12 protein-coding genes are annotated in these 14,397 nt (G+C 38.5%); 5 read left to right on the forward strand and 7 right to left on the reverse strand.

What is annotated here, in order from left to right; all coding sequences use genetic code 11:
* Window positions 1–9 precede the first annotated feature (9 nt).
* From ELD05_RS03980 to ELD05_RS03995, 4 genes are all read left to right on the forward strand, one after another.
* Window positions 10–447: a DUF1934 domain-containing protein gene (locus ELD05_RS03980; protein ID WP_039765133.1), complete on the forward strand. Its 438-nt coding sequence runs from the start codon at window positions 10–12 to the stop codon at window positions 445–447.
* Entirely contained in the window at window positions 444–2,132 is a 1,689-nt protein-coding gene (gene argS / locus ELD05_RS03985; RefSeq protein ID WP_127351456.1) for an arginine--tRNA ligase, read from the forward strand. Before ELD05_RS03980 ends, argS begins: the two co-directional genes overlap by 4 nt.
* 160 nt (window positions 2,133–2,292) lie before the next feature.
* A complete protein-coding gene (locus ELD05_RS03990; RefSeq protein WP_127351457.1) occupies window positions 2,293–3,708 on the forward strand; it encodes a phenylacetate--CoA ligase family protein in 1,416 nt (471 codons plus the stop codon).
* A 62-nt stretch (window positions 3,709–3,770) separates the two neighbouring features.
* Complete coding sequence (locus ELD05_RS03995; protein ID WP_164742620.1) at window positions 3,771–5,360, forward strand: FMN-binding glutamate synthase family protein; 1,590 nt, start codon at window positions 3,771–3,773, stop codon at window positions 5,358–5,360.
* Between the two features lie 1,537 nt (window positions 5,361–6,897).
* Here the strand turns inward: ELD05_RS03995 and ELD05_RS04000 are convergent.
* The 7 genes from ELD05_RS04000 to ELD05_RS04030 form a co-directional block, all read right to left on the reverse strand.
* On the reverse strand, window positions 6,898–7,833 hold the full coding sequence (locus ELD05_RS04000; RefSeq protein WP_127351458.1) for a sigma-70 family RNA polymerase sigma factor: 936 nt from the start codon (window positions 7,831–7,833) through the stop codon (window positions 6,898–6,900).
* Between the two features lie 29 nt (window positions 7,834–7,862).
* The gene (locus ELD05_RS04005; RefSeq protein WP_127351459.1) at window positions 7,863–8,348 is read right to left on the reverse strand and encodes a hypothetical protein; all 486 of its coding nucleotides are present in this window, start codon (window positions 8,346–8,348) and stop codon (window positions 7,863–7,865) included.
* Window positions 8,349–8,698: 350 nt separating this feature from the next.
* Window positions 8,699–9,436, reverse strand: a complete 738-nt coding sequence (locus ELD05_RS04010; protein WP_127351460.1) for a hypothetical protein — start codon at window positions 9,434–9,436, stop codon at window positions 8,699–8,701.
* 313 nt (window positions 9,437–9,749) lie between these two features.
* Window positions 9,750–10,553 carry a hypothetical protein gene (locus ELD05_RS04015; protein ID WP_241243607.1) on the reverse strand — a complete coding sequence of 268 codons (804 nt, stop codon included), beginning with the start codon at window positions 10,551–10,553 and terminating at the stop codon, window positions 9,750–9,752.
* Between the two features lie 76 nt (window positions 10,554–10,629).
* Window positions 10,630–12,444: a CHC2 zinc finger domain-containing protein gene (locus ELD05_RS04020; RefSeq protein ID WP_127351461.1), complete on the reverse strand. Its 1,815-nt coding sequence runs from the start codon at window positions 12,442–12,444 to the stop codon at window positions 10,630–10,632.
* A gap of 92 nt (window positions 12,445–12,536) precedes the next feature.
* Complete coding sequence (locus tag ELD05_RS04025) at window positions 12,537–12,863, reverse strand: hypothetical protein (protein ID WP_127351462.1); 327 nt, start codon at window positions 12,861–12,863, stop codon at window positions 12,537–12,539.
* 130 nt (window positions 12,864–12,993) lie between these two features.
* Window positions 12,994–13,215 carry a helix-turn-helix domain-containing protein gene (locus ELD05_RS04030; protein WP_127352921.1) on the reverse strand — a complete coding sequence of 74 codons (222 nt, stop codon included), beginning with the start codon at window positions 13,213–13,215 and terminating at the stop codon, window positions 12,994–12,996.
* Window positions 13,216–13,322: 107 nt separating this feature from the next.
* Between ELD05_RS04030 and ELD05_RS04035 the strand changes: the two genes are divergently transcribed.
* Window positions 13,323–14,390 (forward strand): hypothetical protein, encoded by a 1,068-nt coding sequence (locus ELD05_RS04035; protein WP_127351463.1) that lies wholly within the window; start codon window positions 13,323–13,325, stop codon window positions 14,388–14,390.
* Window positions 14,391–14,397 lie beyond the last annotated feature (7 nt).

Consider the following 14,397-nt stretch of genomic DNA (forward strand, 5'->3'; position numbering starts at 1 on the left):
GGTGAAAGTATGAAAAAAGACGTTTTGATTTTTGTTAAGGGCACCCAAGAGTACCCCATAAATAGCCTTGAAAATAGCATAGAGTTTTTTACAGAAGGTACGTTTTATAAAAAAGGTGAAAGCTTTTATGTGACATATAAAGAAAGCGAGCTTACTGGGCTTGAAGGTACAACTACTACATTTAAGATTCAGCCAAACCATATAACATTAATTCGCTATGGCGATGTTACTTCAACCCTTATTTTTGAGCCGGGTAAAAGGCATATATCAACATATATCACTGAAGACGGTGTGATAATGATAGGTGTGTACACAAAAAAGATGAAAGTGGATTTAACAGAGAATGGTGGAGAAGTTTTTGTTGAGTATGCCATAGATTTAGATTCGCATATGATGTCTGAGAACGACTTTTTACTCAAAATAAAAGAGGCAGGTGTAAAAAATTGAATTTAGTAAAATTTGCAAAAGACCAGATAAAAGATACCATTGAAAAGGCTATAAATACTTGCGTTGAAAAGGGCATATTTCAGCTAAACGATGTTGTTCCTCCAATAATGATCGAAAAACCAAAAGAAAAAGCTCATGGCGATTTTGCAACCAACATTGCAATGGAGCTTACGAGAAAACTCAAAAAAAACCCACGTGAAATAGCTCAGAACATTGTAGATAATATTGACCTGACAAACACTTTGATTGAAAAAGTAGAAGTTGCAGGGCCAGGCTTTATCAATTTCTTTTTCAAAAAGGAGTGGCTTTACAAAGTTGTAGATGTTATACTTTCTGAAGGTGATGGTTACGGTAGGGTAGATATTGGAAATGGCAAAAAGGTAATGGTGGAGTTTGTTTCGGCAAATCCAACAGGACCTATGCACATGGGAAATGCGCGAGGCGGTGCGCTTGGCGACTGTCTTGCAAACCTTTTAAAATGGGCAGGGTATAAAGTTACAAAAGAGTTTTATGTAAACGATGCAGGCAACCAGATAGAAAAATTTGGACAGAGCCTTGAGATAAGATATAGACAGCTAAAAGGTGAAAATATTGAGCTTCCTGAGGACTGTTATCATGGTGATGATATAATTGAAAGAGTAAAGGAGTATTTAAATGAAAATGGGGATGACTTAGAAGGCTTACCATCTGAAGAGAAAAGAAGAAAACTTGTGGAGTTTGCATTAAAAAGAAATATTGCTCTTATGAAGGAACACTTGCAAAAGTATGGTATTGAATATGATGTTTGGTTTCATGAAAGTAGTCTTTATGAAAGTGGTGAGGTTTACGAGACAATTGAGGATTTGAAAAAACACGGTTTTACCTATGAAAAAGATGGAGCTGTTTGGTTTGCTGCGTCAAAGTTGGATGAAAACTTAAAAGATGAGGTTTTGATAAGAACAAATGGAATACCCACGTATTTTGCAGCTGACATCGCTTACCACAGAAACAAGTTTGAGAAACGAGGGTTTGACATTGTAATTGATATTTGGGGAGCAGACCATCACGGACATGTCCCAAGAATGAAGGCTGCAATGAAAGCACTTGGGATTGACCCTGAAAGGCTTGTTATAATCCTTATGCAACTTGTACGGCTTGTTCGTGGCAAAGAAATAGTGAGAATGTCAAAAAGGACAGGTAAAGCTATTACGCTTATTGATTTAATAGAAGAAATTGGTAAGGATGCTGCAAGGTTTATGTTCAACACAAAGTCAGCTGACACGCACATTGAGATAGATTTAGACCTTGTAACACAGCAAACACTTGACAATCCTGTATTCTATGTGCAGTATGCTCATGCGAGAACTTGTGGAATATTAAGGGCTCTTTCTGAAGAGGGGATTGTATTAAATAGAGATAAGATAAAACTTGAGCTTTTGCAGCAAGAGGAAGAGCTTGAGCTTCTCAAAAAACTTTTGGAGCTTCCAGAAGAGATAGAGATTGCAGCACGCAATTTAGATGTTAGCAGGGTTACAAAGTACCTTTTAGATTTAGCCTCAATTTTTCATGCTTTTTACAATGCATGTAGGGTAAAAAATGAAGACGAAGAGTTAATGCATACAAGACTTTCACTTGTCGAATGTGTAAGGATTGTAATTAAAAATGTGCTGACACTTTTGGGTGTTGATGCTCCAGAAAAAATGTAAATAAAGATGGGGCCTCTTAACTATTTTTGACAAATGGTTAAGAGGCTTTTTTGTTTACTTTAAATAAAATTTAGATTAAAAGTTTTTTATCTATTGTTAGTCTTTGAAACAATATGATATAATTTGAATAGTAAAAAGCACTCAAGTTGGGAGTTATACCATGGATATATTTGCAATACTAATTAGAAATGTATTCTTTCCTTTAATGGAATTATTCAAAGGTAATAGGATTAGAAAAAAATTGAATATTTTGAGAAATAATCAATCAAAAAGTAAATTGGAGATAGAAAACATCCAGAAGGAAGAGTTAAAAAAACTACTTCTTTTTTGTCTAGAGCATGTCCCAGCGTACAAAAAGTTTGAATATTTGAGAGAAAAAATTATGACTGAACCAGAAAACGCTTTGCTTGAATTTCCTATCTTAGAGAAAAAAGAGTTCAACCAAAATAGAGATTTGTATTTGTCTGACAAAGCAAATTTATCCCACTGTATTCTCAACAAAACAGGTGGTTCTACAGGTGAGCCTGTGAAGTTTTACATAGACAGGGAGACAGTTGAGTGGTACGAGGCAGCAAGGTATTTGGGACTTTCATGGTGGGGGATTAATATTGGCGACAGGTGTCTTATGCTTTGGGCGTCCTTAAATGATATTGAAAATGCAAAGAATTTTAAAGACAAACTTAAAGAGCTTGTGTTGAAAAATAGACTGATAATCTCATCTTGGGAGATAAATGAAAGAAATATAGAAAATATAGCTAAGAAGATTCAAAAATACAAACCTTCCTTTATATACGCTTATCCTTCGGCTGCTTATAAACTTGCAAGCCTTATTAAGGAGAATAAGATAGAGCTCAAATTAAAACTAAAAGGTGTTGTTACAACAGCAGAGAATTTATATGAATACCAGAAAGATTTGATAGAAGAGGTTTTCAGATGTCCTGTGATAAATGAATATGGTGCAAGAGATGGAGGTATTATTGCCTATCAATGTAGAAAAGGTAAGATGCATTTGATGACTCTAACAGGCTATTATGAGTTTGTCGATATTGAAGGTGTGGAAGATAGAAACAAAAAAGCTATTTTAGTGACAGACCTTCACAATTATGTAATGCCAAGGCTGAGGTATCGGCTTGGAGATGTTGTAACTTTGGATGACGAGATGTGTGACTGTGGGATAGGTTTTCCTACTATCAAGGAAATAGATGGTAGGATAGACGAGATTTTTGTGGCAAAAAGCGGTGAAATTTATGATAGTCATTTCTTTAACATATTAGCAAGAGAGATGGAGGGAGTGCTACAGTATCAGCTCATTCAGCATGATTTAGATAATATGACACTTAAGATTGTAAAAGGAAAAAGATTTGATGAAAGAGAAGTAGAACAATTTGTAAAGAGTATAAAAAATAAGTTTGGCGACATTTCCATAAAGGTTGATTATGTAAATGAGATTCCAACTGGACCCTCAGGCAAAATAAGATATACAATCAGAGAATACAAAATCCCCATTATGAGAACACTTTTACCGTTGGTAAAAATTGGCGCAACAATGTTAGCTTTACTTAGTATAGATCTATGATTTAATACAACTACTTATTAATGTTATATAACTCAACAATGTAGGAAGGGAGGATGGTTAAAGTGAACCTAAGAAGGCCTAATGCGAACGAGGCAACTGGTACATTTAACCGTTCAAGAGATGTTGTTCCCATGTCAGGACTTTGTACAAGGTGTCTTGATGGCTGCGAAGGAGGCTGTGAGATTTTTTTAGCATCATTTAGAGGAAGAGAGGTTCTATATCCTGGACCATTTGGTGAGGTGACAGCAGGAGCTAACAAAAATTATCCTGTCGACTATTCACATTTAAACATCCAAGGTTATGCAGTTGGTGCAAAGGGCCTTCCTGAAGGGGTTGAGGCAAATCCTGACACAGCAATCTTCTCAAACGTTGACACAACAACTGAATACGGTTGGGAAAAGAAGGTAAAAATGAAGGTTCCGATATTCACAGGTGCGCTGGGGTCAACAGAGATTGCACGCAAAAACTGGGAACATTTTGCGATTGGTGCCGCTATTTCAGGCATTACTCTTGTCTGTGGTGAAAATGTCTGTGGGGTTGACCCAGAGCTTGAACTCACATCAGATGGCAAAGTCAAGAAATCTCCTGAAATGGACAGGAGAATTACTACATACAAGAGGTTTTACGAGGGCTGGGGCGAGATACTTGTTCAGATGAATGTTGAAGATACACGTCTTGGTGTTGCAGAGTATGTCATTGAAAAGCATGGGCTTGACACAATCGAGCTCAAATGGGGCCAAGGCGCAAAATGTATTGGTGGAGAGATTAAGTTAAAAAGCCTTGAAAGAGCTCTTGAACTGAAAAAAAGAGGTTATGTAGTTCTTCCTGACCCAACTTTGAAAGAAGTGCAAGAGGCGTTCAAGAAAGGTGCCCTAAGAGAATTTGAAAGACATTCAAGACTTGGTTTTGTTGAGAAAGAAAGCTTTTTGAAAGAGATAGAAAGACTTAGAAGTCTTGGATTTAAAAGAATCACTTTAAAAACTGGTGCATATTCAGCTGTTGAACTTGCAATGGCATTAAGGTTTGGTGCTGAGGCAAAGCTTGACTTGATAACAATAGATGGTGCACCAGGTGGTACTGGCATGAGCCCGTGGCCAATGATGAATGAATGGGGAATTCCAACATTTTACTTAGAAGCATTGGCATATCAGTTTGCCGAGAAGCTTACTAAAAGAGGTTTCAGAGTTCCTGACCTTGCAATTGCAGGTGGTTTTTCAACCGAAGATGGTGTATTCAAGGCAATTGCAATGGGTGCACCATATGTAAAAGCTGTTTGTATGGGAAGAGCACTAATGATACCAGGAATGGTAGGCAAAAACATTGAAAAGTGGCTCAAAGAAGGTAATTTGCCAAAGACAGTTTCTAAGTATGGTACAACACCAGAAGAGATATTTATCACATATGAAGAGCTTAAAGAAAAATACGGTGATGAGATGAAGAACATTCCGCTTGGTGCAGTTGGAATTTATACATTTGTGCAAAAGTTCAAAACAGGTCTACAGCAGCTTATGGCAGGGTCAAGGAACTTCAGAATCTCTACAATCTCAAGAAAGGATTTGATTGCACTCACAGAAGACGCTGCTAAGATATCAGGTATTCCATACGTAATGGATGCGTACAGAGAAGAGGCAGAGAGAATTTTAGAGGAATAAATTTGAGATAATTTGATTTTTAGCCAAAAACTAAAGGGGCTGTTAACTAATAAATAAAGAGTTGCAGCCCCTTTTATATTTTGACTTTATAGAGAATTAGTTCACATTTAACTTATTCCCTATTCTAATTTCAGTGGCAAACTTTAATGGCAGGGGCGGAGGGACTCGAACCCCCAGCCAACGGTTTTGGAGACCAGAATTTTACATTTAACCTCCTAACACCCGCAAATCCTTGATTTTTCGGCATGGGATATTCTACCATTTAGCAGCTAACACGCTTGACCATATTCCCTATTTTTCACCGACGGTCTTCCCACTTTTCATCAGACAGTTTGTCAATTTGTGCTGGTAATTACTTTATACCTTCTCATCAACAATCAGTCAATACCGCTTTTTTGTTCTCTATGTGTGCTGTTAGTTTTGCAATTAGGGGACACGACAAGTATTTTCTGGCTTTGTGGTCGTTATTTTCGCTTCAAAGCCCTCTAAAAGCTCTCACAACGCACAAAAATGGATTGGCTTGCGGGTAGGATGAAATATCCCATCCCTGCAAGGATTAGATTACGGGGATGTTGAATTTCACGCCCCCCTTTTGTTATCTCCTCTGTTTAATCCAAAATAGAAAGCTTAGTAAAACTTAGTAACACACCTTGCTTGATAACAGACAACGAATTTCGTCGTTTGTTAACAGCAACAAACAGTGTGGTATCCGCAAGTTAAGGATACCTCGCAAACCTTAAACATTTTTAAACGCATACAAGCACACAAAGTTAACAACTTTGTAAACTATCAAAAAGGTTTGACTGGTAAAAGTGCAACTATGAATAACACTGTGTTTTAAAATGCTATTTTTCATTCCCAAAAATTTTTAAAAACTTGCGGTCGCATATGCAAGCCCCAGCCCGCTGGTCCTGATTGAAAAGCTGCAGAGATTTGCAATACCCTATCCCTATGAGATGACTTCCCAAATCAGAGATGCGTCTTTTTTAGGGACTCGGAAATCTCGGGATAGCTTTCAGGATGTCGTGAATTTCGACACCCTGAGATGTTAGCATTTGTTAGCATGTTCTCTTGATTTGGTGCTGCAAAACATAGTTCTCTATTGCATACTGCAAAGCATAAAGCTATAGTGAAAGTAACCAGCAAAGCCTATTGGAATATTCTTGAGTGTAAAGTGATACTGTTTTAAAGCGTGGTCAACAAACCACGCTTGTTTTCTTTGTATGGACATTCATAGCTTTTCCATTGTTTCCTTTTATTTATTAGGACATTTTGTCCCTTTAAATCTTTTCCATTGTTTCCTTATCATTTCTTAGCATGCGTAAAACTTGAAATGCTGCCACATAGGGATTTGTCAGCTGCGACAAGCTTTCAAGAATGGTCAAGGCTGCCCCATTCCTTATTTTACATTATGCAGATGTCAAAAACCCGCAATATTAGGTTTCTCGATGGATGACAAGCTTTTAGGTGTGGTTCAAAGCGTAAAAAGATGTAAAATTCCACGTCTTGTTGGGATGTTCCAAGTTAGACCGCCCTTTCATCCCATCAACTTTTGGACTGCACGCTTAATTTGGGCTTTGTAGCCGCTACCATACTTCTGAACCATCGCCAAATGTGAATAGCACCAAACAAAGTAGTCCTGAAGAAGTTTGATGTGGTTGATTGACAGCTTGTCGATGTGCCTTTCAATAAACTCTTCAACTTCCCATTTGGCAGCAAGAAGCTTCATCCTGTCCTGTTCGCCTTGTTGCTTTAAAACCCTCAGCTTGTCCAACTGTGGAATTGAAGACAAAACCTCAAGCTGTTTTCTTTTCTCCTCTCTATCAATAACAGTTGCCTCAACTGGTGAATAGCCAAAATTACTACCACTTGCTATGTGCACCGCTGGACAGGATATGAATACTGTCAAATCGTCAAGGTCTGCCTCAAACTGTTCTTGTCTCATTTTGGCTATTATCTTTCTTCTTGCTTTTCTAAACACCTTATCGCTGGCAGGTGGAGTTTTTCCTGTGGAGACGTAATATAAAACTCTCTCTTTTTCCTCATCGGTCAAAGTATCAAAATACCTTTGTAGCTTCTGTAGAGTGTCTTTTCTGATTACTTCCCTTTCAACTGAATAACCATCTGAGATTACATCACCAATTGTTGATGTGTCCTCTTCTGGTTCTTTTGATACTGGACTGTCCAAAGATATGGCAGAAGATAGCTTATATTTTGACAAGCTTCTTTTTATCTTGCTTTCAATCACTTTGCAAGCATAGGTTGAGAATGCTACTCCTAAACTGGGATTAAAGTTTTTAGCTGCCACAACCAAACCAAAGTAACCCTCAGAAATCAAATCGTCAACTTCATACATGTAACCCTTAGGACATGGCATAAACTTGTTTGCAACGTGATACACAAGCTTTAAGTTGTCGGCAATTAGAAGCTGCCTTTGTGCGTTGTCAAGCTTTAAAGTTTTTGTCTGCTGCATTTGTTATTAACACTCCTTTGGCTGCAAACTTAGTTTACAACAGAAGTCTCGTCTGGTTCATGGAGTGCTTGGACAATTTCTCTAATCCTGCTAAGAAGTTGTTCGCTTTGGTCTTCTTTGTTCTCATCCAGTCCTAACGCTAAACGCTGCCCCTTCTGTGCTTTTTCCATGATGTTTGCCAACCTCTCAAGCACATACACGTTATACTTGCCTTCTTTGGTCTTAATGGTCTTCTCATCATGAAGGGCTGTCCAAACAAGCCGCAAAAACTCATTCCAAATCTCAACGTGCCATGTATTGTAATCGGCAGCCTTTTTTACTTGCTGCTGGAGAGTCTTCTCAAAAATAAGCTGGTTCTTCTCTCTGTTAACTTGCTGCTTTTCTTTCAACCAATCCCTTGCCTTGTTTCTCAACACTCCATAGTTAACGCCTTTTTCCTGTGCAAACTCTTTTAGCGTTCTGTAGTTGCCTATCATGAATTCACGCTTCAATTCTTCCCAATCATAGAAATGCACTTAAACCACCTCAACCTTATGTTCTTGATTTGATTATACCACGTGAAAAGTCTGCATGTCGAATTTTGTCATATCGTTGTTATGAATGTGCAATGACAAAGTGTCATAGGCAAAAAGTAATTAGGATGGAATAAAGCGTACCGTCCCAAACCTGCAATGGAGACCACGATATTGGGGATACCTTGCAATAGCTGGGGATGAGTCGTCTTTGTCCTCACAAAGTCCACAATAGCACGGCATACCCACATACCCTATTTGAAACCGATTTCTTTTGAATACAAAATGAAAGGGACATATTTTATATGTCCCGACCTTTCCTGTACGTTTTAAAAGCCTTCTATGAAATTTCTCTACTGGCTTTCTGCTGGCAAAGCTTCTTCCCCGCAGCCGCTACATAGCCACCTTTCCCATTCATCGTTGCTAAACCATTTGAAGGATTCACCGCAACGTGTACACAAGCTGTTAGGAATAAGTCTCCCTGTCCCTAACGTTATACGATTTTTCCACTCTGGCACATCATTTTCGATTGACACACAAGCTACAAATTCAACCCTGCCCATTGCTTTTAAACACGGCAAACACACAAAGCCTTTTTCCTGTCCTTTCTCAGCAAACTCAAAATCTTTGCTGCCACATACAGGACACTTTGCATTTAGGGAAGACTGTAGCTTTTCGATTTCCCAGTCTCGCTGTGCATACTTGACGAACTTTGTCCAAAGCTGCAAGTCAAATTCATTGGGCTTCTTCTTTGCAAACTCTTGTGATAACCTTTCCAGCATAGCCCAAAAGTGCCCTTCTTTACTGCAAAGTTGTTTTTCATAAGCCTTCTTTTTCAGCCTTGCAAAATAGGAAGGCTTTTGTTTTTTGGCAAACTCTCTTATCTCAAGGTCGGTCATTAGCTTTATAGTGTATCGTCGGTTAACTTGCTTATTTGCTGCTTTTGCTGGGTTAACTCGGTTATCCAGCGTTGCAGCAGCCCTGCCTTCCTCGTTAACCGCAAGCGTCGGCAAGCTGGCAGCAACACCAACATTGCTTTTGGAATTTTCAGCAGCCTCTTCAATTAGGGAAAGCCAATCCCATGGTCGCATGTGAGATACCACCCCTCTTTGGTTGCTAATTTTTGCCTTCAAGTTTATACAACGGCAGGAATATGCAAAAAATTTAAATCCAACTTTTTTCTAATAGAGAGAGTTGTAAACTCTCTCTTTTAATTTTAATTTTAATTTTACCCGTTTTTGTACCCGCAAACCCTTGTCCTAACTGCATTTACCATTTTCTTCCCTACTATTTTCTGCAGGTACATACTACGATTTTTTATAGGTACATACTACGATTTTTTGTAGGTACATACTACGATTTTCCCAGCTGATACCAGTGCCCTTTTTGTGCATAATTATGCGATTATTTGCGTATATTTATGCAAACAATGTCTTTCTCGATTCTGTATGATATTAGCCCCATACTTTCCAGCCTTATAAGTGCGTTTATAACCTTTTCCTTGCCTTCCTCTAATGGTAGTTCTGGGCAAATATCTTGTTGCACAAACTGTGCAAAATTGCGTTTATAAGTTTTGTTGCGTGTGCATTTGCCCATTAGGAAGTGGTAAAGTCTATGTGCTATCTTGTGTTTAACAAGCTGTTTAGCGATGTCCAAATCACCACGTGCAACATAGCCATTGTCAAGGTTGTAGCAAATTTCTTTGGCAAGCGTGACAGTTAACTTTGTTTTATATCCACGTCCTTTGCTGCCTTTCTGCGATATCCTATAGGAAGGCAACAGTATAAATTTTGCCACATCTCGCCTAAACGTCTTTTCGTTGATATAACCGTATCTTTCTACAAAAATCTTTGTCATCATTAAACGGTCAAGTGATTGCAAGACTAACTTAACGTTTTCTGATTGTGTAACATCCAATCCTCGCTTTTTCATGATGTACTTTAGCGGTATTTCAAAGGTATCACCTTTTTGTCCTGTTTCCTGCCTATAAGTGGTCAAGATGTATAATGTGTTTATGTCGGCTGGTGTTAGCATGTAGTAGTTTGTACCAATCTGGACTTTACCGCCATCGTTTGTTTCATACTCATAAACAAGCTTACATTCTCGCCCTTGCCGTGGTTGTATGCTATCTTCCAGTAGGGAAAAGATGTTGATAGGTAAGTTTGCGTCTGTGATGTAAAAGTTCTCATTGTTTTGGTTGTTCATCATTGTAATCCCTCCTATCTGTAGTTTTTGTTTTACAACGCCGCCTTGCCGATTCCCGTACAAGGCAGCGTATGATGAATTATAAGCTTCTGTCGTCGGCTATTTCCTCGAATAGGTATATGCCGCCCCAAAAACGCATTGTTATATCTTCTCCTATGCTGCCATATCTGTTTTTGACACAATTGAATTTGATTGTGTAACCATTGCCTTTGTAGTCATCGTGAATAGGTTTGTCTTCATCTCTTTTCATTAGGAAAGCGGCTGCTGTTCCATATTCAATTGCCCCAGATTCCTTGAATGCTGTCATGTCGTCTTTGTCATAGTTTTCCCTGTTCAAGCTGCTGATAGCGACAACTGGGATTAAAAACTTGTTTTTGATTTCAAACAACTCTTGCATTATCAGGTCAACTCTTTGCTTATCGCTTTGATATGGTTTTGCTGGTTGCAAAAGCTGTAAGTAATCAACAAATAATATGGGTTTTTGCAAATGGTCAAGGATATAATAGACCTCATCAAGTTTTTGACTTTCTAAAATGTGAAGTGCAAAAGCATAACGTTTGATGTAGTCTTGCATAACGGACATAAACTCTTGCAGTTCTTCATTGCTTGCTGTTCTTGTTCTAAGTTTGCGGTAAAAATCGAATGCAGGTACTTTGACGTTTGCCTTCTTAAGACCATATTCACGACAGAAAATCCTTGTCAAAATCTCTTCTTTTGACATTTCGGCAGATAGGAAGACGCATTCATAACCTTGCTGCAACAAATTGTCGACTAACTGTAAGACAAAAGTAGTCTTGCCGACGCTGGGTTTTGCACCAAAGACATATAGGTTGCCTATTACAAAACCGCCATTTAGCACATCGTCTAATTGCTTAAATCCTGTGGCAATAGCTTTAAACTTCTCAGACTTGATGAAGTCAACATACACGGCAGCAAAATTAATGAGTGCATAGGGATAAAAAGCCGATTTAAGCTGCCATTTCAAAAACTTTGTGCATTCCTCGGGATTAGCCACCCAAAATTCGTTGACGTCTTTGTAAGATACTCCTTCCCAACTGCATATAGCTACTTCATACTGGTTTTTCATCTTATCAAACAGTTGTTTTGCAGCCTTCAATCCTGCCTCGTCGTTGTCAAACAGAATGTAAAATTTCTTGCCTTTGGGTTTGATTTGGTTTAGCACTTGCAAAAACTCTTTTTGATTTTCACAACCGTTCAAGGCTATTGCTGGTTGTTCAATTGCTGCCTCAATGGTCAATGCGTCAAATATTCCCTCAGCAATGAAGACGTTAGTTTGCTGTTCATCTTTCAGCAAGTCAACATTGAATGGTATTGCATTGCTGCCTTTAGGAAATTCATATCGTGGCTTGTTATCATCAAGATTGCGACGCACATAGCTTATTATCTGCCCGCCTTGGAAGATAGGTAGTACAATTGCGTTGTTTTCCACATCAAAGCCCAGTTTGTATTTGTCAATTAGAGAAGCTGGAATTCCCCTATCAGCAAAGTAACTTGTCAAACATACATATTGATGGCAGGTCTCCACGTATGCTATAATCTGGTCGATAGAAAGCTTTTCTTTTTGTGCGTTTTCTTCTGTTTGCTTGCTGCCAATAGACAAGCCTATTTCCTCAGCCAACATTCTTATCGCCTCCTTGAAGTCAATATTGTGATACTTCATAGCAAACGTAATAACGTCGCCTTTGGTATCGCAACCAAAACACTTGAAAAACTGTTCACTGGGCTTGATATAAAACGATGGGTTTTTATCAGGGTGGAAGGGACACAAAGCTTTGTAACTGCTACCTTCCTTCTCTAATTGCAAGTATCTCCCAATGTAATCAACAATGTCGATTTTGCTTTTAATTTCTTTGACAATCTCTTGCATTTGCATTCCAAAACACCTCCTAATTGGTTTTGTTCGATGTCTTTCTAATCCATAAAGCCGCCCTACCGATGACCGAATAGGGCAGCATTAAAAAGAAGTTAGGAAGCTTTCTCTGCCTTGGTGAAATATTTCAATGGTAGGTAATACTGTTCTGTGGAATTACCAAATGTACGCAAGATAGCTTTTTCAATAAATTTGTCAAAGTCAATTTCATACATGTTACCCATGTTAATTTCTTCAATCTGTATCAGCTTGCAACCTCTTTCCTTGAGTTCTTCAACAACGCACTTTTCGATTCCATACGCATTTAGGACAAGTAACTTGCTGTGAGTAGAGACCGCTTTGTAAAAGATTTTTGTTTTTGAATTGAAGTGTCCTGCAGTAATTTCACGTCCTAAACATTTGTTGTAAACCTTGAAGACCATAAGGACGCCTCCTTTCATGTTTGAAAACTTATTGCAGTTTCAGAAAGCATTTGACATTTGGTTGTGTTACAATCAAAATCAAAAGGGGATTAATTACTTGTTCATTTAGGTGGCTTCAAGCCACTTTTTTTTATGCGGTTTTGCTATCCACCTCTTTTAAGCTACCGTCTGGGTTTGCGATTTCCTCTATAGGCACACCGAAATACGCTGCCAAAGACTGCAACAACTTGGGATAGGGTTTTCGCCAGCCTCTCTCTATTTGTGAAAGGATGTTAGGATTAACCCCAATCGCAAGCCCCAGCTTGCTTTGAGACAGATTCCTTTCTTTTCTCAACTGTTCTAATCTTGTCATCATTACCTCACCCCTTGACTTTGTTGCTAATTCCATTGTAAAATCGTAAGTAACGGATTGCAATTTTAGTTCGGTGACTTTTCGGTTACAATTAGGGGGAATTGAAAATGTTTTTAGCACGTTCAATTGTTCCAGAAGGTGGCTTTGTGTGGAGAAGTGACAATGTGTTTCCTTCCAATGAGATAGGGATACCACGCAGAGAAGAAGCCAAACCTCCCTATTTGGTTCCTGTGTCAAAAATGGCTAAGATTACTGTTTTTGACCCCATCATAACCCAGAGAGAAGTAAAACTGTACCAAAAATTTGCACAATTAAAGCCCGATAAAAACGAAATTTTGAAATTTGCCAATCAATATGGCTTGCCCAAATGGGAATATGTTGTTGTCGACCCCGATAGTGTAAAACACCCGTATGAATTAGGTAGTGAAGAAGACCCAACGACGATAGGACTTTCATTTTGGGAATGGCAAAAAGAAATTGTGTGGATGGTCATATTTGTGACCTTGTTGAAAAAGATTGTCGAAGAAGATTACATGTTTTTTGAAGACTTTTTGCGAAAAGGCAAGGATTATTTAGAATTGCTTGTCCCTATTGATTGTCTCCCAGATTGGGTAAATGAGTGGATAAAAGAGGACGATTGGGGAATTGCCAAATTCCATCGACTTGTAGGCATAGGTGTACTGAAAAGATTTAAAAACAACCACGCTGTTAGCTTTAACCTACAAACTCAAAACTGGAGTTGGTTCTCCTATGCTATGTCATTAGAAGACCCTATTGAAGTAGCAAAGCTTCTTATTGTGGACAAAATTAACAACCGCTATTTTAAAGATGGTTTTCGTGTTTCGGTGATACTAAACAGGACAAAAAATAAGCTTGAACAGAAAGTTATGCCCAAAAACTTGCTGGTTGCAATGTACCAACAGTACCTTGCCGACCTATTAGGGCAAAGGAAATTAAGAGAATGTGCTTACTGTGGACGGCTTTTCGAAGTAACCGACAAAAGGCAAATGTATTGTTCTTTTGGACATTGCAAGGAATACTACTTCAGAGAGAAGAAGAAGGTATTGCAGCTTTACAAGGAAGGCAAGACAATTGAAGAGATAGCAAAACTATTAAACCGCCCAATAGAGAAGATACAAGTCTACCTAAAAGAAAAGCCTTGCCCCAACAGTTAGGGACAAG

This window comes from Caldicellulosiruptor changbaiensis, assembly GCF_003999255.1.
In the GTDB taxonomy this organism is placed as follows: Bacteria; Bacillota; Thermoanaerobacteria; order Caldicellulosiruptorales; family Caldicellulosiruptoraceae; genus Caldicellulosiruptor; species Caldicellulosiruptor changbaiensis.